Genomic DNA, 22039 nt, shown 5'->3' with positions numbered 1-22039 from the left:
CGTGCAAACCCCTCCTCCCCCGGACACGCGCATCCTGCATGTGGACATGGACACCTTCTTCGCTTCGGTGGAGGAGTTGGATCAGCCCTCGCTCAAGTCCGGGCCCCTGGTGATCGGGCGGAGCCTGGGGGGGCGTGGCGTGGTGGCCTCCACGAACGGGGTGGCGCGGGCGCGGGGGGTGCGCTCGGGGATGCCCTACACCCTGGCCGAACGGCTCTGTCCCCAAGGGGCTTTTCGGGTCCCGCGCATGGCGCGCTACCGGGAGGTGTCCGAGCAGGTGTTCGCCGTGCTGAAGCGTTTCTCCGATGTGGTGGAGGGGCTGTCACTGGATGAGGCGTGGCTCGACGTGTCGCGGTGCACCCACACCCTGGAGGACGCGCGGGACCTCGCCGAAAAACTGCGCGAGGCCGTCCACGCGCGCACGGGCCTGACGTGCTCCGCGGGGGTGTCCTTCAACAAGTCGCTCGCCAAGATGGCATCCAAGAAGGCCAAGCCCAATGGCGTGTTCCTGGTGGCACCCGAGGCGGCGCGGGACTTCGTGGACGCGCAGGGCCTCGAGTCCATCTTCGGCCTGGGCGAGGCCTCCCTGAGCCGGCTGCGGAGCCTGGGCGTGGCGAATGTGCCGGCGTTGAGGGAGTGCGACCTGGCCATGCTCCAACGGCACTTCGGACCGCGCACCGCGCAGATGTTGCATGAGCGCTCCCGGGCGCGGGACTCGACGCCCGTGAGCCCTCGCGGAGAACCGACGTCCGCCTCGGTGGCGCGGACGTTCGAGACAGACGTCGCGGACCGGGAAGGGTTGTTCGCGGAACTGACGGCGTTGGTGCAGCGCCTGTCCGAGCGTGTCGACCTCGCAAGGGTCCGGCCCCGGAACCTCTCGGTGATGATCACGCGGGTGGACTGGACGCGGCTCGCCCAGTCGGGCAGCGCCCCCTCGGGGCTCGCCGATGCCGGAGGGCTCGAACGGCTGGCGCGCGAGGTGGGCGGGGAACTCCTTGAGAAGGATTGGGGGCCCGCGCGTTTGTTGGGGTTGCGCGTGTCCGGGTTCGCGCCTCGGGCCCAGGAGCCGGGAGTGGGCGCGCAGCTCGATCTCTTCGGACGCCCGGTGATGTCCTGAAGTCTTTCCGCAGGGAGTGAGGGGGCTGGCCCGTGAGTCAGATGCGAACGGTGTTCATGTTTTCTGGAATGGGCTCGCAGTACTTCCAGATGGGCCGCGAACTCTTCGAGCAGCATCCGGGGTTCGCGAGGTGGATGCGGCATTACGACGCGCGCACCGTGAAGTCCTCGGGGGCCTCCGTCCTGGAGGACCTCTACGCCGATGCGCGAGCCCGCGGGGATGACTTCTCCGACTTGAAGCGCGGTTCCGCCGCCCTGCTCACGCTCCAGTGCGCCCTGGCCCGGACGCTGATGGACGAGGACCTCGCGCCGGATCTGCTGTTGGGAACGAGCCTGGGGGAGACGGCGGCTGGAATCATCGCCGGGGCGCTCGACTTCGAGCAGATGCAGGCCCTCTTCCGCCAGCACACGGATGCCATCACCGCGACCTGCGAGCCGGCGTCGCTGCTGGGAATCCTGAAGAGCGAAGCGTGGGTGAGGGATGATGCCTTCCTGCGGACCCGGTGCGAGCTGGCCGCGTGCAACTTCGACGGTTATGTCGCGGTGGTGGTGCGCGACGGGCACCGGCACGAGGTGGGCGCCTACCTCGAGTCCCTCGGCGTGGTGAGCCAGCCCATCGCGGTGGGGCAGGGGTTTCACTCCTCCCTGATCGATCCCGCCGAAGCCCTGTGTCGACAGGCGCTGGCCGCCGTCGTGCCCAGCTCCCCCACGCTGCCGGTCATCTCCTGTGCGACGACCCGGCCGGTGGACTGCTTCGACGCAGCGCACCTGTGGTCTGTCCTGCGCAATCCCATCCTGTTTCAACAGTCGCTCCAGGCCCTGGACACGCCGGAGACGGTCTACGTGGATGTGGGGCCGTCTGGAACCCTGGCGACCTACGCACGTGCCGTGCTGGGCCGGGCGGAGGCCCATCGCGTCTTCCCGATCCTCACGATGTCCAGCCGGGACATGCGCAACTTCTTGGGTCTGCGGCAGGCAATGCACACGCGGCGCACGCGAAAGGGAGCACACATGAAGGCCGTCGTTTTTGCCGGTCAGGGCGCGCAGCAGAAGGGAATGGGGCGAGACCTGTTCAAGGCCTTCCCCGTGCTGACGGAGCACGCCAATGACATCCTGGGGTATGACGTGCGCGAGCTGTGTCTGGAGGATCCGCGCAAGCAATTGAGCAGGACGCAGTACACCCAGCCCGCCCTCTTCGTGGTGGGCGCGTTGGCCTACCTTCAATGGCGCGAACACACCGGGCGCGCACCGGATGCCGCCGCGGGGCACAGCCTGGGTGAATACAACGCGCTGTTCGCCGCGGGAGCCTTCGACTTCGAGACGGGCGTGCGGCTCGTCCAGAAGCGCGGAGCGCTCATGGCGGCCGTGGATGGCGGGGCCATGGCGGCGGTCATCGGCCCGGACGAGGAGACACTTCGCGACGTGCTCCGCACCAGGCGCCTGGACTCCCTGGACGTGGCCAACCTCAACACGCCACGGCAGACCGTCCTCTCCGGTCCCCCAGAAGACATCGAGCGGGCCCAGTCCTTCCTGGAGGCGGTTGGCGCAAGGTATGTCCGGCTGAATGTGAGCGCCGCATTCCATTCGCGATACATGGAGCCGGTGGCGCGGGAGTTCGCCGCCTTCCTTTCGACACAGCCGCTGCGTGACCCCGCGTTTCCCGTCCTCGCCAACGCGACCGCACGACCCCATGCGCCCGGGGCGCTGGTCGCCAATCTGGCGGCGCAGCTATGCAGCCCCGTGCGTTGGTATGAGTGCGTGCGCTTCCTTCGTTCCCTGGGCGGGATGGACATCGAGGAACTCGGGAACACCCAGGTGCTGACCCGCATGCTGTCGGAGATCGATGCTGCGTCCCCGCCCGTCGAACTCCCGCGGGAGCGGGTTGCCCTCCAGCCCGTTCCCTCCGTGCCGTTGGGTCTTGTCTCCGCGCCGCCTTCCGCGCGGAAGGAAGAGCCCGCGCGGTCCCCGCTGACGCCGGGCAGCGCGCTGGGCGACGCGGCCTTCCGTGACGAACATGGGGTGCGCTACGCGTACTACACAGGGCCCATGGGCAAGGGGGTGTCGGGGGTGGAGCTGGTGTCCCGGCTGGCCCGCTCGGGCATCCTGGGAGTGCTTGGGAGCTGGGGCCTGCCCGCGGCCCAGGTGGAAGCGGACATCGCGGAGGTTCGCCGGCGCGCGGGTGCCCACGCCGCCTTCGCGGTGGACCTGCGTGCGGGGGCGAACGAGGCGGAGCGCGTGCGGCTCCTCCTGCGATGCGGGGTGCGGGTCATCGAAGCCTCGGACCATGTGCGAATCACCCCGGCGCTGGTCCTGTATCGGCTCAAGGGCGTGTCACGGGGCCCGGACGGCGTGGTGAGGGCGCCCCACGGAATCATCGCCAAGACGTCCCGGCTGGAAATGGCGGAGCGCTTCCTGGCGCCCCCTCCCGCGGAGCTGGTCGCGGAGCTGGTCGAGGCCGGTCAGCTTCGACGGGACGAGGCGCAGCTCGCCCCGGGATTGAGCATGGCTTCGGACCTTTGTGTTCGCGCGGATTGCGCGGCCACGACCGAGCAGGGGGCCGCGCTGGCCCTCTTCCCCGTCTTCGAACGGCTTCGTCAACGACAGCTTCATCCCGGCGCGCGCGGCGTGCGGATGGGGTTGGCAGGCGGAATCGGGTCGCCCGTCGGTGCCGCGGCGGCGTTCATGATGGGGGCGGACTTCATCTCCACGGGCTCCATCAACCAGTGCACCGTGGAGGCGGCCACGAGCGAACGGGTCAAGGACCTGCTGGCGAATGCCAGCATCCACGACACGGCCTATGTGCCGGACACGTCCTCCTTCGAGCTTGGCGGACGCGCGCAGGTGCTCAAGCGCGGACTCTTCTTCCCCGCGCGGGCGAACAAGCTCCATGACGTCTATCGAGAGAACCCATCGCTGGAGGACCTCTCGCCGGAGACGCGGCGGATGCTGGAGGAGCGTTGGTTCGGCGAGCCCCTGGGCCACGTCTGGGCGCGTGTCGCCGCAGAGCTCCCGGAGGAGTCGCGGGCCCTCGCGGAGCGCAACCCCAAATCCAGGATGGCGCTCGTCTTCCGCGCCTACCTGGACCGGGCCTTCGACTCCGCCCGGGACGGAGTGGCGCAGCAGCAGACGCAGTTCCACATCCCATGCGGTCCTGCGATGGGGGCGGCGAACGCCTGGCTCGAGGGTGGCCCTTTCGCGTCGTGGCGCAACCGGCATGTGGATGCGCTGGCGGTCCTGCTGATGGATGAGTCGGCCGCGCTGCTGGGGCAGGGGGCGACGGTGGATGCGCCGCGGCGTCAGCGGGATGTGGGGTGAGGGCATCCCCGCCCTGTCCCGGGGACGCTGCCGGAGGCCTCGGCGCGGACCGGGCTTCAGTCCCGGAGCCATGAGCGGACCCACCCTGTAAGCACCCTGTATTTCCGGGTACTTATGGGGTTGCCCAGGATCCCCGCTGGGATTCGGGCCCGTGGAGGAGGGGGCCTCGACCCGCGATGGGGCCTGCGCCTTGGGCTGAATCATGAATGAATCCGGGCACTTCAATCCTACGGGCCGGTTCCTTCAGTGCTCGGGGCCCCTTCTGCTTGGGCGGCATTGGGGAGACAGCCGGTGGGAGTTCCAAGGGCGTTCGCAAGCGCTCCCGGGGTGAATGCGCCCCGGCGGGGTGTGGCTGGAGCAGCCCTCGTCGGTGGCCCCCGGCCGTTCCGCTGCACCAGGTCACGGGCCTCCCATCCTGCGGATGCGTTTCGAGGAGGCTCCCCGTGTGCGCTGAAATCACGTATAGGCCCCGTACCAAATTTTGCGGCACACGAGCGGCCCGCAGGGGGGGAGGTCTGTCCCCCGCGACTGCTCCGGAGGAACGGATGGAGTTGTCGAGTCTCGAGTCGAATTTCTGGACAGTCGCACCGGGCGTCGTCGGCGCCGTGGGGCTGCTCTTCTCTGCGTTCTTCTACTTCCGCGTCAAGGGCCTCCCGGACGGTGACGCGACCATGAATCGCATCGCGGGCTACATCCGCGAAGGCGCGATGGCGTTCCTCGTCCGCGAGTACAAGGTGCTTGCGGCCTACTGCGCGGTCGTCGCGGTGATCATCGGCCTGACGCTGGGGTGGATCGCGAGCGCGAGCTTCGTGCTGGGCGCGTTCCTGTCGCTGCTCGCGGGCTACATCGGCATGAAGGCCGCGACGTTCGCGAACGTGCGCACCGCGCAGGCCGCGCGCACCGGTTCGAAGCCGAACGCGCTCCTGGTCGCGCTGGATGGCGGCGCCGTGATGGGCCTCGCCGTCGCCGGCCTGGGTCTGATCGGCATGGGCGGCGTCTACTACGTGTTCCAGAAGAGCGCGCAGCTGGCCCCCATCCTCCACTCCTTCGCCGTGGGCGCGAGCTCCATCGCGCTCTTCGCGCGCGTGGGCGGCGGCATCTACACCAAGGCGGCCGACGTCGGCTCCGACATCGCCGGCAAGGTCATCGAGAACATCCCCGAGGATGATCCGCGCAACCCCGGCGTCATCGCGGACAACGTGGGTGACAACGTCGGCGACGTGGCCGGCATGGGCGCCGACATCTACGAGTCCATGGTGGCGGCCCTGGTCGCCGCGATGGCGATCGCGCTGACCGCCAGCGCGGGGGACCTGTCCCGCCTCGTGGTGGACCCCTCGGCGACGGGGCTCGCGAGGACCGCGGGCGTGGTGCTTCCGCTCGTGCTCTCCGCGGTGGGCCTGATTGTCAGCCTGCTGAGCATCTTCATCGCACGTGCCCTCAAGCACATGAACCCCGCGCAGGTGCTGCGCAGCGCGCTCATCATGCCCCCCGTCATCCTGGTGGGCCTGTCGTTCGTGATGATGAATGTGTTCGGCCTGTCCCAGGACATCACGGTGGCGCTGGCCGCGGGCGCCTTCGGCGGTGCCATCATCGGCCTCGTCACGGACTACTACACGTCGTCCACGCCGGTGCAGCGCATCGCGGAGGCCTCCATCACGGGTGCGGGCACCAACCTCATCCGCGGCCTCGCTGTCGGCATGGAGAGCGTGGGCATCTCGATGGCCACCATTGCCCTGGTGGCGTACATCGCGGACCGGGCGCTCGGCCTGTACGGCATCGCGATGGCGGCGGTGGGCATGCTGGGCGGCACGGCCGTCGTGATGACGGTGGACGCCTACGGCCCCATCTCCGACAACGCGGGCGGCATCTCCGAGATGTCGGGGCTCGGCCCCGAAGTGCGCGCCATCACCGACGAGCTGGACGCGGTGGGCAACACCACGGCGGCCATCGGCAAGGGCTTCGCCATCGGTTCGGCGACGCTCACCGTCATCGCGCTCTTCTCCGCGTTCAACCTCGAGGTCAACCACACGCGGCTTGCCGCCGGCCTGCCGGAGATGAGCCTGCTGCTGACCAACCCGAACGTCATCGTGGGCATGCTGCTGGGCTCCATCCTGCCGTTCCTGGTGGGCGCTTCGACGATGCTCGCCGTGGGCCGCGCCGCCGGCGCCATCGTCGAGGAGATTGGCCGTCAGTTCCGTGAGATCCCGGGCCTGATGGAGCTCAAGGCGGATCCGGATCCCAAGAAGATCGTCGACATCGCGACCAAGAGCGCGCTGCGCGAGATGATCTTCCCGGGCCTCGTCGCCATCGTCGCCCCGCCGCTGGTGGGCTACGTGCTGGGGCCCTCGGCGCTCGCGGGCCTCCTGGCCGGCGCGCTCGTCGTCGGCGCCACGATGGCCCTCTACATGGCCAACGCGGGTGGCGCGTGGGACAACGCCAAGAAGTACATCGAGAAGGGCAAGCTGCCGGGCCACGCGAAGGGCTCGGCGGTCCACAAGGCCGCCGTCGTCGGCGACATGGTGGGTGACCCGTTCAAGGACACCTCCGGTCCTGGCGTGGCCATCCTCATCAAGGTCATGAGCGTCGTCTCGCTGCTCGTGGCCTCGCTCATCGCGCTGCGGTAGTCAGTGCTCGCGGTGCGGCGCCTCCAAGTCAGAGGCGCCGCTTCGCGAATGGCGGTAAGCACCCGCGGCCCCACTTGAGGGGCCGCACGGTGACTCGGAGCCCCGGTGGGAAGCAGGCGTGGCCTGGAAAGGCCGCCCGCCCCCGGTAGTGGCTTGAGTCGCGGACGCAGGACACCTGACACCCAGGAGCCATTGGAACGGGCATGGGGCGGTGGGCGAGCGCGTGCTTACACTTCATGTGTTCCGCGACCGCCCGCGCACCAGGCCATCAGGAGCAGCAGCGGCCCCTCCGGCCCTGACGCGCGCGCTCGTACCCGCTCCCTCGGGTGTGAGGGAGGAGTGCCACGACTGATCCGCTGACAGAAAGGTGTCCCATGGTCCTGGAGCTCTCCCAGCAGCAACTCCACCTTCTCCACGCCTGCCTGGCTGAAAGCATCCGGGAGCTGCGTGAGGAGGCCATCCACACCGACGCGCGTGCGCTGCGCGAGGAGCTCAGGCGGAAGCTCCACCGGGTGCAGGCCCTCCAACGCCAGGTGGAAGGGCTGATGCAGAGGGAGCAGCCGTCCCTCTGACGTGGGCGCGTCGCCGCATCCGCCGAACGTTCCGTCGCCCCCTCCTCATGCGAGGTGGCTCGCCGTGCTCCTTCGCCGATGAGGGAGAAGGGGGGGCCCCGGGTCTCTCGCGTGGAGACCTCCATGGGCACGCGCCAGAGCCTGAAAAACACCGAGGCCGGAAACCGCTGGTGCTCAGCGGCTTCCGGCCTCGGCTTACTGTGTCCCCGACGGGATTCGAACCCGTGTCGCCGGCTTGAAAGGCCAGTGTCCTGGGCCTCTAGACGACGGGGACGTCTGCACTGCGCTTCACTGCTTTGAGTCGCGGGGGGCTCGAACCCCCGACCCTCGGCTTAAAAGGCCGGTGCTCTACCAGCTGAGCTAGCGACTCGCTATTCTTTTTTTCGCCGCCACCAACTGCTCGGCTGTCGCGAGGCGCTTCCTACCAGCAGCGCCCCAGGACTTCCACTGGCGATCGCAGCCCCCGCGACCTGACAAGCCCTTCCCACCTCCGGGTGAACATCCGCCCGGCCGGCGGCAGCCGTCTGTCAGCGTCCAGGGCTATACACAGGAGCATGGCCCAGGAAGTTCCCGACCCGCCCGAAGCCCCCGAGGACGAAGAGGAGGGGGAGCATGCACCGCTGCGCCGCTACCTCACCCGGGCAGGGGCCGAGCGCATGCACAAGGAGCTGCTCCAGCTCCTCAACGAGGCGCGCCCCAAGGTCACCGCCGAGGTCTCCGCCGCCGCCGCCCAGGGCGACCGTTCAGAAAACGCCGAATACATCTACGGCAAGAAGCGCCTCCGGGAGATCGACCGGCGCATCCGCTTCCTTTCGAAGCGCCTGGACACGGCCACCATCGTCACCCCTTCGGAACAGGGGGATCGCACGAAAGTCTACTTCGGGGCCACGGTGACCCTGGAGGACGAGGGCGGAACGAAGCTCACGTACCAGATTGTCGGCTCGGATGAGATCGACGCCACCGGTGGCCGCATCAGCGTCGAGTCACCCATGGGCCGCGCGCTCCTGCGCAAATCCCCGGGTGACACCGTGGAGGTGCGGCGCCCCCGGGGCGAGATTGAACTCACCCTGGTGGACATTCGTTACGACTAGGACGCTCCCATGCCCTCCCGGACGCCGCAGATCAGTCCCCGGTTGCGCCGCACCTACCCGCGCTTGAGCGGCCTGGACCTGTCTTCCTCCGAAGGCGAGTCCCTGTCCCTGGACGATCTGGGCCTGGAGTCCAGCGGCGACCGCGTGGCCCTGGCGTTCGAGACCTACAGCCGCGAGGGCCTGGAGCGCGCCCTGGCCGCCTACGGCTTCACCCAGCGGCTGGAGGAGCGGGTGGGCCCCTTCGAGCTGCGCCTGTCCTGCCAGGAGCCGTTCCAGCCGCGCCTCACCTTCTGGAGCCGCCGCTACCACACGCCCGTCGCGGACCTGTCCCTGCGCCGGGCCCTGGGCGCGGAGGTGGGCTTCACCCACGCGGCCGCGGAGGCCCCGCTGCTCTACGTGGACAGCCTCCTGTTGCAGCACCCCGGACGCCCCTTCGACTGGAACCGTCCGCCGCTTCCCGGGCAGCTCCACCCCGGGCTGTCCCTGTCGAACGACATCCTGGAGCTGCTGCACCTGATGGCCCGCCGCATCGGCGCGGAGGCCGTGGCGCTGATGCCCGCGACGTTCGCGGCGGCATGCGTCTACGAACCGCGCTACGCCTTCGTGGACGGCGCCGCCCAGGGCCGCTTCAGCGCCCTTCGCCGCGCCGGACGGGGCTGGCCGCGCTGGCTCCTGGCCTGGGCCGTGGAGCTGGGCTGCATGCGGGACGAGCAGGGACAGCCCACCCTGTTCGCGCCCTCCGCGATGATCAGCCCCCTGTCCCGCCGTCTGTCCCGGCGCCTGGACACGCGCGGCTGGCACGAAGCGCAGCGCTTCAACGCGAAGCAGTCCCTGACCCTGGATGAAGAAGCCCTGCAGGCGCGCTTCCCCTGGGCCCAGATGCCCCCTGGCCCCCCGCCCGAAAGGGTGGTGGAGCTGCTCGGGTATGATCCGCTGTCCCCCGCATCGTCCTTGGCGGAGGGCTGGGACCGCGCGTCACCGTCCCTGCGGTCCATCGCGGGCGCCTGAGGGCGGCCCTGGGACGGTCGCGCCCGGGCGCGACATGGACGGTGGCCGTGCTCTTTTGGACGTCACTTCAGCGTCCTGGACGGGAATGCCGGTGGTGCCCCCTCGTTCGGTGCGTATATTGGGTTCAGCAGTCGTCCTCGTCCGTCGCTCGCCGTCCGCAATCGCACCCGAACCAGGTCAGGTCGCGAAGCCCTCGATGCGAAAGAACTTCATCCTCGACACGAACGTCCTCCTCCATGACCCCCGCAGCATCTACGGGTTCAAGGACAACAACGTCATCATCCCCATCTACGTCATCGAGGAGGTCGATAACTTCAAGCGCGACCTCTCCGAACTGGGACGCAATGCGCGACTGGTGGCGCGCTACCTGGATTCCTTCCGCGCCGAAGGCTCCCTGAAGGAGGGCGTCCCGCTGCCGCACGGCGGGATGCTGCGCGTGAGCTTCACCGACCGCGCGCTGCCGTCGTCCATGGTGGACAGCAACCTGGTGGACAACCGCATCCTCGCGGTGGCCCTGGACCTGATGGAGAAGGAGCCGGAGACCCAGGCCGTCTTCATCACCAAGGACACCAACCTGCGCATCCGCGCCGACGCCCTGGGCCTGTCCGCCCAGGACTTCGACACCGAGCGCGTGGAGATCACCGACCTCTACACCGGCTTCACCGAACTGCTCGCGCCCCGGGAGCTGGTGGATCAGCTCTACAAGCCCGGCGGCGAGGTGGAGATTCCGCAGCAGGACCGGCTCTTCCCCAACCAGTTGGTGCTGCTCAAGGACGAACTCAACCCGTCCCATACGGCGATGGCGCGCTTCAACGCGACCAAGGCGCGGCTCGTGCCGCTCGCGCGCCAGAGCAAGGAAGGCACCTGGGGCATCCGTCCGCGCAACATGGAGCAGGCGTTCTGCCTGGACCTCCTGCTCAACGACGAGATCAAGCTCGTGACCATCGTGGGCAAGGCGGGCACGGGCAAGACGCTGCTCGCCATCGCCGCGGGCCTGCAGAAGGTGACGGAGGAGGGGCTGTACCACAAGCTGCTGGTCAGCCGGCCCATCTTCCCCCTGGGCCGTGACATCGGCTACCTGCCGGGCAGCGTCGAGGAGAAGCTCAATCCCTGGATGCAGCCCATCTTCGACAACGTGGAGTTCCTCATGAACCTGAGCCGCGCGGACAAGAAGGCCGGGCGCGGCCACCACGAGCTGATGGACCTGGGGCTGATGGAGATCGAACCGCTCACGTACATCCGTGGACGCAGCATCCCCAACCAGTTCATCATCGTGGACGAGGCGCAGAACCTCACCCCCCACGAGGTGAAGACCATCCTCACCCGCGTGGGCGACAACACGAAGATCATCCTCACCGGCGACCCGTTCCAGATCGACAACCCGTACGTCGATTCGACCAACAACGGGCTCGTGCACGTGGTCAACCGCTTCAAGAACGAGAAGATCGCCGGCCACATCACCATGGCCAAGGGCGAGCGCAGCATGTTGGCCGAGCTGTCGGCCAACCTGCTGTGAGGCACCCGCGGTCTCCATTGCGAGAGATGTCATGACCCAGGACGGCTCCGACAAGCCCGCGGCCCCCGGTGAGGAGAAGAAGCCCCTCATCGAGTACCCCACCACCTACGAGTTCAAGGTGATGGGCAAGGTGTCGAGCGGTGACACGCTCGACTTCGCTGAACACGTGCGCCAGCTCTTCAGGCGGAAGATGGGGACGGAGGTGTCCCCGGACTCCATCCAGGTGAAGCCCAGTAGCAAGGGCAACTACATCTCCCTGGGCGTGGCGGTGTTCCTGCTGTCCGAGGAGCAACGCCGCGCCATCTACGAAGCGCTGCACGAGGATCCCCGCATCGTCTACTACCTGTGAGGCAGGCGCCGCGCGGGGCCCATCCCAGGGTGGGGAACGGGGCGTGCGGTGGCTGGAAGTCCGGCCGGGCTGCGTATATGAGGGTGGCATGAGTCCCGCCGAGCCATTCCCGCTGTACCACCCGCCGGGTGCGCAGCGCGCGTTCGGCTCCGACGACGCCACGCGCCGCTTCGCCAAGGTGGCCCAGCTGGACCCGGGCTCGCGTGTGCTCGTGCTCGGCTGTGGGCCCGAGGGCGGCGCCGCCGTGCTGCTGGCCGAGGAGCTGCGGTGCTCCGTGGTGGCCGTGGACACCGACGAAGCCCTGGTGTCGCCCGTGCGCGAGCGCGTGCGTTCGCAGGGCCTGTCGGATCGCATCGAGGTGCGCCGCGTGGCCCCGGATGCGCTGGGCATGTTGGACGGACCCTTCCACGGCATCCTCGTGCCGGGGCGCGTGCAGTACCCGCTGGACGTGTCGCTGCGCGTGTTCCGCGCGCTGCTGGGCAAGCGCGGCCGCGTGGGCTTCACCTTCCCGGCGCGCGTGGGTCGCTTCACGCCCAAGCCGGTGCTGGAGTTCTGGGAGAAGCGCCTGGGCGCGCCGCTGCTCCTGCCGCGCGAGCTGCTCCAGGCGCTGGAGGGCGCCGGCTACGAGCCGGAATCCGTGGAGTCGCTGCACGACACGGAGCTGGAGGCGCTCTACCGGGACATGGAAGCGCACCTGCCCCAGGGCGCCGCACCGGAGAGCGCGGCCCTCCGCGAGGAGCTGGCCCTGCACCAGGAGCACAACCAGCGGCCGGGCGTCAGCTACGCGTTCGCGGTGGGACGGCGCAAGGAACCGGGTGAGAAGCCCCCCGCGTCGCGCGACCGGGGCTGAACGCCGCTTGTGGTTGGGGGGCATCACCGCCCCTCACCTGAAGGGCCCGTGACGAAGGGCCCCCACCTTCGAGTTACTGCACGCCGTTGAAGTCGAGCAGCTCGATGGATTCCGAGGCCACCGACAGCGTGAGCTGCTCGCGGTAGCCGGCCGCGTCGCCGCCGACCTGGAAGGGCATGGGGCGCGCGAAGCGGATGGTGACGTCCTTCGCGTGGAAGTCGTGCAGGCCTTCCGGGGCCCAGCGGCCGTTCCAGAGGCGGGGCAGGTTGGCCAGCACCTGCGTGGGCGACACCTGGCCCAGGCGCAACTGCATGAAGCCCCGGCGGTCATTGGCGTAGGGGAACATGCGGAAGCCGTAGCCGTAGAAGGGCATGGTGCCCGCGGCGGCCATCATCAGCTTGCCCCGGAAGAGCACGGCGCCCGGCGCGATGGGGCCGCCCACCTCGTGGCCTTCCGCGCCCAGGCGGTACGCCTCCGACGCGCCATTGACGACTTCGCACTCCACCAGCACGGAGCTGGTGAGGTAGTGCGGCACCGTCTTGAAGGCCACCGCGGAGAAGTAGCCGCCACCGCCGGACATGACCCGCTTGAACATGCCCTTGCCCAGGGTCTCCTTCACGGCGATGTAATCGTTGAGCACCTTGCCATCCACGCCCAGCCCCGCGAAGGGCGCGCGCTGGCCGTCCACCTGCACCAGGTCCATGGTGCGCACGCTGGGGAACTCCGCCGCGCGCGCCCGCACCACGTCGTTGAGGATGCCGTCGCCCCGGGTGCTGGAGGCGTTGACGAACGCCGCGATGCCGTTGCCCGTGCCCAGCTTGAGGATGCCGAAGCGCGGCGCGGCCTGCCCGGCGAACTTCCCGCGCGGGCCCACCTGCTGCAGCACCTCATTGACGAAGCCCATGAAGGTGCCGTCGCCGCCGCCGGTGAACACCGTGGGGTAGCCCCGCTCCAGCACCGTCTGCGCGATGCGGCGCGCGTCCAACGGCGAGCGCGAAAGGAAGAGGTCCTCCTCCGGCACCACGTGCGACAGCAGCTTGACCACCCGGGCGTCCACCTTGCGGGCGTTCGCGTTCAGCATGACCGCGACCTTCGGTTCGGCGGACGGAAGCGCCGACGGGGAGCGGCGGAAGTCCGTGGAACGAAGGGGCTGGACCAGCATGGACGACTCCAGGGGGAGGGGGGCAGGCATGACAGCGATGACGCGGTTGGGACTGTGCACTTTTCTCGCCAACGGCTGACGCGAGGCGTCAGTCGAGGTGGTCACTGGAGTTTCAAGGGGTTGCACGGTTTGTTGGTGGCCAATGTGACCGCTCGGTTGCTACCGGCGGGTGACGGCGGTGTAGAGCGCGTTACGCACCCGTGGCGCGTGGATGGCGGGCAGGTGACAGGGCCCCTGTCCTGGACTGCGCACTGCGCTACGCAGGGAGCGTCATCACCTTTGCCCTGGGCGCCCGGGCCTCACGGGGAAACCCTCCCTCGCGTTTGACACGCCAGGGGGGGTGGTTACGTTGGGCTTACATCGGGATTTCGCAGGAAAAACGCAGTCATTTCCAGAGGATGGGAACCGTGGGCAAGATTATCGGAATCGACCTGGGCACCACGAACAGCGTGGTGGCGATCATGGAGGGTCGCGAGCCCAAGGTCATCGTCAACGAAGAGGGTACCCCCACCACGCCTTCCGTGGTCGCGTTCACGAAGGATGGGGAGCGCCTGGTCGGTCAGGTGGCGAAGCGTCAGGCCATCACCAACCCGGAGCAGACCATCTATTCGGTGAAGCGCTTCATGGGCCGCCGGTACGAGGAGACCACCGAGGAGGCGAAGCTCGTCCCCTACAAGGTGGCCCGGGGCCCCAATGGCGATGCGCGCGTGGACATCAGCGGCAAGCAGTTCAGCGCGCCGGAGATCAGCGCGCAGGTGCTCTTGAAGCTCAAGCGCGCCGCGGAGAACTACCTGGGTGAGAAGGTGACGGAGGCGGTCATCACCGTCCCGGCGTACTTCAACGACGCCCAGCGCCAGGCCACCAAGGACGCGGGCGAGATCGCTGGCCTCACGGTGCGCCGCATCGTGAACGAGCCCACCGCGGCCGCGCTCGCGTACGGCATGGACAAGAAGAAGGATGAGAAGATCGCCGTCTACGACTTCGGCGGCGGCACCTTCGACGTGTCCATCCTGGAAGTGGGCGAGAACGTCGTGGACGTGCTGGCCACCAACGGCGACACGCACCTGGGCGGTGACAACATCGACCTGCGGATCATGGACTGGCTGATCAGCGAGTTCAAGAAGGACACCGGGCTCGACGTCACCAAGGACAAGATGGTCCTCCAGCGCCTGAAGGAGGCGGCGGAGAAGGCGAAGATCGAGCTGTCCAGCGCGATGCAGACGGACATCAACCTGCCGTTCCTCACGGCGGACGCCTCAGGTCCCAAGCACCTGAACGTGAAGCTCACGCGCGCCAAGTTCGAGCAGATGATCAGCGATCTGGTCGAGCGTTCACTGGAGCCGTGCCGCAAGTGCCTGAAGGACTCGGGCCTGGATCCGAAGGACCTCAACGAGGTCGTGCTCGTGGGCGGTTCCACGCGCATCCCGATGGTGCAGGAGGCCGTGAAGCGGCTGTTCGGCAAGGAGCCGAACCGCACGGTGAACCCGGACGAGGTCGTGGCCGTGGGCGCCGCGGTGCAGGCCGGCGTGCTCTCCGGCGAGGTGAAGGACATCCTCCTGCTGGACGTGACGCCGCTGTCGCTGGGTGTGGAGACGCTGGGCGGCGTGATGACGAAGCTCATCGAGCGCAACACGACCATCCCCACGCGCAAGTCGGAGACCTTCTCCACTGCGGCGGACGGTCAGACGCAGGTGGAGATCCACGTGGTGCAGGGTGAGCGCGAGATGGCGGGCGACAACCGCAGCCTCGGCCGCTTCCACCTGACGGGCATGCCCCCCGCGCCGCGCGGCGTGCCGCAGATTGAAGTGACGTTCGACATCGACGCGAACGGCATCTTGAACGTCAACGCCAAGGACAAGGCGACGGGCAAGGAGACGAAGGTCACCATCAGCCACTCGTCCGGTCTGTCGAAGGACGAAGTGGAGAAGATGGTCACCGACGCTCGCAGCAACGAGGCCGCGGACAAGGCGCGTCGCGAGCTGATCGAAGTGAAGAACCAGGCGGAGAGCCAGTCCTACGCCGCGGAGAAGATGGTCAAGGAGAACAAGGACAAGCTCACCCCCGAGGTGGCGAAGGCCATCGAGGACGGTGTCGCGGAGCTGAACGCGGTCCGCGAGGGGCAGGACAAGGACGCCATCAAGGCGGCCCTGGACAAGCTCCAGCAGGCCAGCTTCAAGGCGGCGGAGGAGATGTACCGCGCCACCGGCGGCGCGCCGGGTGCCACGCCTCCTCCGGGTGGCGAGCCGAACGCCGCGCCGGGCTCCAGCGCCCAGCCGGCCGCGAAGGACGACGTGGTGGATGCCGAGTTCCGCCAGTCGTAAGAACGTGAGGTCCCCGCCGCCGCGCGGCGGGAGCTGAACATCCAGGGCCGGTGCTCCGATGAGGGGCCCCGGTCCTGTTCTTTTGCGCCGCGCTCCTTCCACGGCGGTGGACGGGGAGGCCGGACGCAGGATGTTCGCGGACTTCAACCCTGTGATTTCACGCGGACCCGGGGTGGCCGAGGCACTGCAAGGGACGGGCGGGTTCCTCGCTGTCCTTCAGGAAGGTGCTCCGCCATGTCCCGTATCGAGTCCCAGTTGTCCGGCCTCCTCCCCGACCTCACCGCGGCCGAAGTCCCGTCTGGTCCCGCCTCCGCTGGCCCCCAGTCCGCTTCTCGTCCGCTGTCGGCGGTGCCGGCCAACTCGGTGGAGGTGTTCCGGGGGGGAGGCGCGCCGGCCTCGACCTCCGCGCGGGCCTCCCAGGTGGCTCCCAGGGGAGCGGAGGGCAACGGCTTCGACTTCGGCGTGAGTGGCGCCTTTCCGCCCCGGCCCACGGGCTCCCTGAAGGAGCAGGTGAAGCAGGGGGCGCGGCTGCTGGAGCAGACCCAGGCGGCGGCCGTCAGCGTGGCGCTGGATGTGGGCCCCTCGATGGACGCCTACGCGCGCAAGCAGCTGGGGCACCTGGAGCCAAGCCCACCCATCGCGGGCTCGCCCACGTCGCTGACGGACTACACCAGCACCCTTCCGGGCGTGTCGGCGAAGGAGGCCTACACGTCCTTCGTGAGCCACCCGGAGCTGCTCTTCGGCGCGGCGGGCATCTCCCTCAGGCCCGCGGCGAGTTCGCTGACGGACGGTGCCCGGCTGTTCCTGGAGGAACAGGGGCCGCCGCCGGTGTGGGCGCCCATCACCGTGAAGCTCGATGCGGAACAGCGCACCGTCCACATCACCACGCTGGATGGTCACCCTTTGCGCGGCACCAACCGTTTCATCTTCGACGACGACGGCACCGGGGGCACGCGCATCCGACAGTATTCAGCCTTCCAGGGGAGCTCTCCGGCGACGTCGGTGGGGCTCGCGCTGATGGATCCCATTGAACGACAGCACGACATCTGGCGCAGCGTGCACGGCCAGCTGCATGAAATGCTCAAGGCCCGTTAGCATGGAAGGCACGGAAGGTTCGTGGGGAGGTGACGCGTGACGACGCTTCAGACAACGCCGCCGGGACATGACGTGGTCCTCTACGACAGCCACTGCCGCATCTGCAGCGGGGCCGCCAGGGAGATGCAGAAGCTGGTGGGCAACCAGGGCACGAAGCTGCTCTCGTTCCGCGACGAGGGCGTCCTGGACGCCTTCCCGGGGGTCACCCCCGAACGGTGCGAGAAGGCCATGCAGCTCATCCAGGCGGACGGCCGGGTGCTGGAGGGCGCTGAAGCCATTGTCCGGGCCCTGGGGCGACGCCCGTTGGGCCGGCTGCTGTACGTGTACTACGTGCCGGGCCTGCGCCAGCTCGCGGATGCGGTTTATGGGATGGTGGCCCGCTACCGCTTCCGCATCGCGGGTCGCAACTGCCCCGACGGGGCCTGCGCGGTGCACTTCAAATAGGGGAAGGGAGGCGGGTAGCATGCGGCCTTCCCCGCTCTCCTCTGGGCCTCCGTGACCTCGCCTCCTCCCTACCTGCAGGCCGCCCAGTCCTTTCGTCGCTTCTTCGGGGAGCTTCGGGAGACGTACCTGGAGCGGGAGACGCTCTTCACGCAGATCGAACTGGCGCTGCTGTGTCGTGAGCACGTGCTGGTGGTGGGACCTCCCGGGACGGCCAAGAGCGCGGTGGCCAGCGCCGTCCTGGGTCGCATCACCGACGAGACGTCGGGGCTGCCCTCGCTGTTCTCCAAGCAGATCGCCGAATCCACCCTGCAGACGGACCTCATCGGGCCGGTGGACTTCAAGGTCCTCACGGAGACGGGACGCACGGAGTACCTCACCGACGAGGGCATGCTGGGCTCGGTGCACGCGTTCCTGGATGAAGTCTTCGACGGCCGGGACATGCTGCTGCGCTCCATCCTCAACGTGATGTACGAGCGGGAGCTGAAGCACGGCCGCAAGGTGACGGCCGGACGCACCGAGTGCGTCGTGATGACGAGCAACCGCTACCTCACGGAGGTGCTCGCGCGCTCGCCGGAGCTGCTGCTGGCGTTCGCGGACCGGCTGAGCTTCATCTGCTTCGTGCCCAAGGCCTTCGCCCGGCGGGAGAGCCGGGCCGCGATGCTGCACCGCTTCGTGCACGGCACGCGGCCGGACCTGCACGCCACGCTGACGCTGCAGCAGTTGGATCTGCTCCAGGACGCGGTGGCGCAGGTGAAGGTGCCCGGCAACGTGCTCGAAGGCGTGGAGATGCTGACGGACGCGCTGGAGCGCTCGCTGGTGGCGCAGGTGTCGAAGCTGCCGGACTACGTGCCCACGAAGTACTTCTCCCAGCGGTCGGTGGTGAAGGCGCTGTGGACGCTGAAGGCGGCGGTGGTGCGCGATCAGATCTACCGCCGCCCGGACCGGGCGCTCGAGGCGACGGTGGAGGACCTGGACGCGCTGCGCTGGTTCTTCCTGCTGGGAGGTCCGCCCGCGGCGGAGGCGGACGCGCTGCTCAAGACGGCGGTGGATCCGCGCGAGCGGGCGCAGTTGGAGATCGTCCGGCTGGAGCAGCGCACCTTCGACGAGGTGCTGGGCAAGGTGCGCCAGGAGCTGGGCGGAGGCGTGGAGCGCGAGGCGACGACGCTCGCGGCCGCCGACGACGTGACCGCCGCGGAGGCGCTGAGCCGCAACTGGCAGGCGGGCGTGGTGTCCAGCACCGCGCGCGGCGTGCTGGGCAAGCTGGTGCCGGGTCCGCGCCACGGACAGAACCGGGCCCCGCTGCTGGTGGCGGCGCGTGCGCTGGTGGCGGCGCTGGAGCAGCGGCTGTCGCGGGGCATGGCGGGGCAGGGGGAGGGCAGGGGCGGCGTGGCGCTGCTCACCGCCATCCGCGATGTGCTGGAGCTGTGCCGCGCCGTGCCGGAGCTGCGGCCGGGCCATGCCGCGCTGTGCGAGGCGTCCGCGCGATTCCTGGAGCAGGCGCTGGAGATGAGCGCGTCCGCGGCGGAGGGGCTCGCGTTCGAGGACAGCGTGAAGATGGAGTGGCTGGTCGGGCTCGCGGAGAACCTGGAGGAGGAGCTGGGGGTGATGGGCTCGCTGGCGGTGCTCCTCACGGAGACCGTGCCTTCCCTTCACGAACCCTTGCGCGAGGCCGACCGGAACACGCGCCAGCGGGTGGTGACGGCGCTGCGGCGCCGGGTGTCGGCGGCGTTCCCCGCGGGGTCGCCCCGGGGGCGCAAGGATCCGCTGGACGCGCTCTCCGCGGACTCGCGGCGCCTCACGCAATTGGAGAAGGCACTGACGGCGCTGGACCCCTCGCAGGCCGGATTGAAGCAGGAGCTGCTCAAGCCGCTGAGCGTGGCGTACGCGCGCGAGGTGCTGGGCGCGACTCCGTTCGAGCGCATCGAACAGTACGGTCGCGCGGTGCAGGCGGTGGCGGAGAACCTGCGGCGCGAGGGCGTGACGGCCGAACCCGTGCTCATCGAGTGCCGCGAGCTGATGGAGACGCGCCTGCGGGAGCACGCCCGCGTGTTGTCGCGCGAGGTGGCGAGTCCCCCTCCGGCGCCCACGGCTGTACTCAACGGCGATGCGTACACCTACTACCGGGGCGAATTGACCACGCAGGCGCCGGACGGGGAGCTGGCGGCGCTGGTGGGCCTGGACGGCCAGTTGATGGCGGCGCGACCTCCCTCCGCGGCGGCGTTCCTCTCCGACTCGGTGCGCGCGGCGGTGGCCGAGGCGGAGCTGTCCTTCCTCCAGTCGCGCATCAAGTACCTGCGCAGTTGGTTGACGCAGTTGTTGTCCGCGCTGCCCACGCCGGAGTCCCTGACCGCGCGCGGTGACGCGGAGCGCACCTTCGAGCGGCTGGTCCGAAGCCGCTTCCCGTTGCTCGCGCTCAAGGAGGGGGAGCTGGTGCGGCTCAAGGCCACGCTGGGCATGTTGGAGACGCTCCCGGGCGAGTTGGGAGGCAGCGCGCGAAAGCTGTCCGCCCAGCTTCGCGGCATCGACGAGGACTTCGGACGCTTCAGCCGGCAGGTGCTGGAGCGGCGGACCGCGCTGTGAGCGTGGCACCCGTGGCCGGAAGGCGGCGCTGAGACGTGCTGGCGCGGCGACTCACCCAGTTGCGGCAGCGCCTGGATGCCCTGCGTCAGCCCGCGGCGCCGGGGCGGGGCAGCGCGTCGTGGTCCTGGCCCTTCGGCCGCAAGGTGAAGGGGCCGGAGGACCTGTCCCTGCCGGTGCTCGTGGCGCTCGACCGCGAGTTGGATCGGGTGGGCGTCCACACCGCGGCGGATGCGCGGTTGCTGCTCGCGCTGGGCACCCAGCGGGGCAGGGCCGGGGTGCTCGCGCAGGGCCTGGCGGGACGCGCGGCCCAGGCGCTGGAGGAGTTCGAGGAGTGTCTGCGGCGCGTGGAGCGCGCGCATCGCTCCGGTGAGATGCCAGCGGGCGCGCTCACCGCGCTGGACCGGGGCTTCGTGCGCCTGGCCCGCGCGGTGAAGGTGGCGGACCTCTTCGGACGCCCGCTGGAGCGGCTGGAGGACGATGCGCCGTTTGAAATCTTCGACCGTCCCGGCGACGCGGATCACCAGCGGCCCCCTGCCAGCGCGAAACTGGCGGTCGCCGAGCTGCTGGCCACCCGGGCGCGTGAGAACGTCATCGACCTGGTGCAGAAGCGGCGCGACCTGGACCTGGCCCACGAGATGCTGCTTCGCCTGGGCACGGACGCGGACCGCGCGCGGAGCATGGCGCTGCGCAACGACGTGGCGGAGGCGCGCGAGCGTGTGCGTGAAGTGCCTCCCACGCGTTCCCTGGAAGCGCTGGTGCGGGGCGTGCGGGAGACGGCCCACAAGGATCCTCGGGGCGCCTATCGCTCGTTGCAGGGCCTCTACGAGCGCGCCCTGGAAGCCGGAGACCCGGTGCTGGCCGCCGCGGCCCGGAGCGCGCTGACGCCGTTGCTTCCCCCGGAGCCCCGGCTGACGCGGATGGTGGAGGAGGCGGAGTCGGAGTCGCTGGTCCGGTGGCTCGGGGAAGCGGACGTCGAGGACGTGGACCGTCAGGCGGAGGATGCTCCGGACGAGCGGCTCGCGGACCTGGCGTTCTCGCTCAAGCCGGAACAACTGGCCACGTTCGACCTGGCGGCCGGGTGCGCGCGCTTCTTCGACGTGGAGGATTCGCTGTCCGAGGAGATCCTCGAAGCGAACACCACCGCCGCGCGCGCCGTCCCACGCCAGGTGCCCTATCCGACGCAGACGATGTCGTTCTCCACGACGGGAAGCCTGGACGAACTCCACCAGTTCGTCATCACCGACCCGCGGCGGATACTCCAGGACCTGGCCGCGCACCGGCAGTTGGTGCGCACCTACCTGGACGACGCGCCTCCGCCCAAGCCGCGCAAGGTGAAGCGCACCTCCGTGCGCGTCTACGTCTGCGACGCGTCGGGCTCCATGCACGGTGCGCGGGCCCGCTTCCGCGATGCGCTGATCATCGCGGAGCTCAACAACCTGCGGGTCAAGGCCCGGCGCAACGAAGCCTTTGATCCGCTCTACTTCAGCTTCTTCAACGACGTGCCCACGGAGCTGGCCCGCGTGGACACCGCCGCGGAGGCGACGCGGCAGATTGAAAAGCTCTTCCGCGACTCGCCCGCGGAGGGGCAGACGGACATCTCCCTGGCCCTCCTGTCCGCGTTCGACTCCATCCGCGCCGCGCAGGGCAAGGACCCCTACCTCGCCCGCGCCACGGTGGTGCTCATCACCGATGGCGAGGACCGCGTGGACCTGGAGCTCATCCGCCGCACCCGCGCGCCGATGGGGGACCTGGACATCGCGCTGAGCTTCATCTCGCTGGGCGAGGAGAACGCCGACCTCAAGTCCCTGGTGCTCGAACAGCGCGCCGCCGGAGGCCGTGCCTTCTACCATCCGCTCTCCGACGAGGAGATCCGCTGGGCTCGCACCGAGTTCGACACACCCTGGCGCACGCTGCTGCCGCGCGACATCCCGGCCACGCTGGAGGCACTGGAGGCGCTGGGGCCGCACCTGGACGCACTGGAGGCGGTGGCGGCCGG

General features: G+C 69.3%; 15 protein-coding genes and 2 tRNA genes. 14 read left to right on the top strand and 3 right to left on the bottom strand.

All coding sequences use genetic code 11. From position 1 onward, the window contains the following. The first annotated feature begins 1 nt into the window (after position 1). From dinB to OV208_RS13810, 4 genes are all read left to right on the top strand, one after another. Positions 2-1117 carry a DNA polymerase IV gene (gene dinB / locus OV208_RS13825; protein WP_267574306.1) on the top strand — a complete coding sequence of 372 codons (1116 nt, stop codon included), beginning with the start codon at positions 2-4 and terminating at the stop codon, positions 1115-1117. A gap of 41 nt (positions 1118-1158) precedes the next feature. After that, on the top strand, positions 1159-4431 hold the full coding sequence (gene fabD, locus OV208_RS13820) for an ACP S-malonyltransferase (protein WP_267574315.1): 3273 nt from the start codon (positions 1159-1161) through the stop codon (positions 4429-4431). 545 nt (positions 4432-4976) lie between these two features. Further along, positions 4977-7055: a sodium-translocating pyrophosphatase gene (locus tag OV208_RS13815; protein ID WP_267574305.1), complete on the top strand. Its 2079-nt coding sequence runs from the start codon at positions 4977-4979 to the stop codon at positions 7053-7055. Between the two features lie 374 nt (positions 7056-7429). Further along, positions 7430-7627 (top strand): hypothetical protein, encoded by a 198-nt coding sequence (locus tag OV208_RS13810; RefSeq protein WP_267574304.1) that lies wholly within the window; start codon positions 7430-7432, stop codon positions 7625-7627. Between the two features lie 201 nt (positions 7628-7828). Here OV208_RS13810 and OV208_RS13805 read toward each other — a convergent pair. Both OV208_RS13805 and OV208_RS13800 read right to left on the bottom strand, forming a co-directional pair. Next, a tRNA-Glu gene (locus OV208_RS13805) sits at positions 7829-7901 on the bottom strand. Between the two features lie 23 nt (positions 7902-7924). Then, positions 7925-7997 (bottom strand) — tRNA-Lys (locus tag OV208_RS13800). A 184-nt stretch (positions 7998-8181) separates the two neighbouring features. On the opposite strand from OV208_RS13800, the gene greB reads away from it, so the two are divergent. The 5 genes from greB (at position 8182) to OV208_RS13775 (ending at position 12441) form a co-directional block, all read left to right on the top strand. Continuing rightward, a complete protein-coding gene (gene greB / locus OV208_RS13795; protein ID WP_267574303.1) occupies positions 8182-8718 on the top strand; it encodes a transcription elongation factor GreB in 537 nt (178 codons plus the stop codon). A gap of 9 nt (positions 8719-8727) precedes the next feature. Beyond that, on the top strand, positions 8728-9726 hold the full coding sequence (locus tag OV208_RS13790) for a deacetylase (protein ID WP_267574302.1): 999 nt from the start codon (positions 8728-8730) through the stop codon (positions 9724-9726). A gap of 196 nt (positions 9727-9922) precedes the next feature. After that, complete coding sequence (locus tag OV208_RS13785; protein ID WP_120541625.1) at positions 9923-11242, top strand: PhoH family protein; 1320 nt, start codon at positions 9923-9925, stop codon at positions 11240-11242. Positions 11243-11273: 31 nt separating this feature from the next. After that, a complete protein-coding gene (locus OV208_RS13780) occupies positions 11274-11591 on the top strand; it encodes a YbeD family protein (protein ID WP_267574301.1) in 318 nt (105 codons plus the stop codon). A gap of 88 nt (positions 11592-11679) precedes the next feature. Then, complete coding sequence (locus tag OV208_RS13775) at positions 11680-12441, top strand: SAM-dependent methyltransferase (RefSeq protein WP_267574300.1); 762 nt, start codon at positions 11680-11682, stop codon at positions 12439-12441. Positions 12442-12514: 73 nt separating this feature from the next. On the opposite strand, the gene OV208_RS13770 is transcribed toward OV208_RS13775, so the two are convergent. Further along, complete coding sequence (locus tag OV208_RS13770; RefSeq protein WP_120541622.1) at positions 12515-13603, bottom strand: diacylglycerol/lipid kinase family protein; 1089 nt, start codon at positions 13601-13603, stop codon at positions 12515-12517. Positions 13604-14010: 407 nt separating this feature from the next. Here OV208_RS13770 and dnaK point away from each other — a divergent pair, with 407 nt between their 5' ends. From dnaK to OV208_RS13745, 5 genes are all read left to right on the top strand, one after another. After that, a complete protein-coding gene (gene dnaK, locus OV208_RS13765; protein WP_267574299.1) occupies positions 14011-15924 on the top strand; it encodes a molecular chaperone DnaK in 1914 nt (637 codons plus the stop codon). A 234-nt stretch (positions 15925-16158) separates the two neighbouring features. After that, positions 16159-17019 carry a hypothetical protein gene (locus tag OV208_RS13760; RefSeq protein WP_267574298.1) on the top strand — a complete coding sequence of 287 codons (861 nt, stop codon included), beginning with the start codon at positions 16159-16161 and terminating at the stop codon, positions 17017-17019. 36 nt (positions 17020-17055) lie between these two features. After that, complete coding sequence (locus OV208_RS13755) at positions 17056-17463, top strand: thiol-disulfide oxidoreductase DCC family protein (protein WP_267574297.1); 408 nt, start codon at positions 17056-17058, stop codon at positions 17461-17463. A 51-nt stretch (positions 17464-17514) separates the two neighbouring features. After that, on the top strand, positions 17515-20043 hold the full coding sequence (locus OV208_RS13750; protein ID WP_267574296.1) for an AAA family ATPase: 2529 nt from the start codon (positions 17515-17517) through the stop codon (positions 20041-20043). 35 nt (positions 20044-20078) lie between these two features. Further along, the coding region (locus OV208_RS13745; protein ID WP_267574295.1) for a vWA domain-containing protein at positions 20079-22039 on the top strand (1961 nt) is incomplete at its 3' end.

It is taken from the genome of Corallococcus sp. bb12-1 (assembly GCF_026626765.1).
GTDB classification, from domain to species: Bacteria; Myxococcota; Myxococcia; order Myxococcales; family Myxococcaceae; genus Corallococcus; species Corallococcus terminator.
This window is presented reverse-complemented; position numbering and strand designations above follow the sequence as displayed.

What these genes read in the sequence shown, in the direction of transcription:
- OV208_RS13785 (WP_120541625.1), top strand. Translation starts at nt 9,923, where the DNA reads ATGCGAAAGAACTTCATCCTCGACACGAACGTCCTCCTCCATGACCCC.
- OV208_RS13760 (WP_267574298.1), top strand. Translation starts at nt 16,159, where the DNA reads ATGTCCCGTATCGAGTCCCAGTTGTCCGGCCTCCTCCCCGACCTCACC.
- OV208_RS13780 (WP_267574301.1), top strand. Translation starts at nt 11,274, where the DNA reads ATGACCCAGGACGGCTCCGACAAGCCCGCGGCCCCCGGTGAGGAGAAG.
- greB (WP_267574303.1), top strand. Translation starts at nt 8,182, where the DNA reads ATGGCCCAGGAAGTTCCCGACCCGCCCGAAGCCCCCGAGGACGAAGAG.
- OV208_RS13810 (WP_267574304.1), top strand. Translation starts at nt 7,430, where the DNA reads ATGGTCCTGGAGCTCTCCCAGCAGCAACTCCACCTTCTCCACGCCTGC.
- OV208_RS13775 (WP_267574300.1), top strand. Translation starts at nt 11,680, where the DNA reads ATGAGTCCCGCCGAGCCATTCCCGCTGTACCACCCGCCGGGTGCGCAG.
- fabD (WP_267574315.1), top strand. Translation starts at nt 1,159, where the DNA reads ATGCGAACGGTGTTCATGTTTTCTGGAATGGGCTCGCAGTACTTCCAG.
- OV208_RS13770 (WP_120541622.1), bottom strand. Translation starts at nt 13,603, where the DNA reads ATGCTGGTCCAGCCCCTTCGTTCCACGGACTTCCGCCGCTCCCCGTCG.
- OV208_RS13790 (WP_267574302.1), top strand. Translation starts at nt 8,728, where the DNA reads ATGCCCTCCCGGACGCCGCAGATCAGTCCCCGGTTGCGCCGCACCTAC.
- OV208_RS13815 (WP_267574305.1), top strand. Translation starts at nt 4,977, where the DNA reads ATGGAGTTGTCGAGTCTCGAGTCGAATTTCTGGACAGTCGCACCGGGC.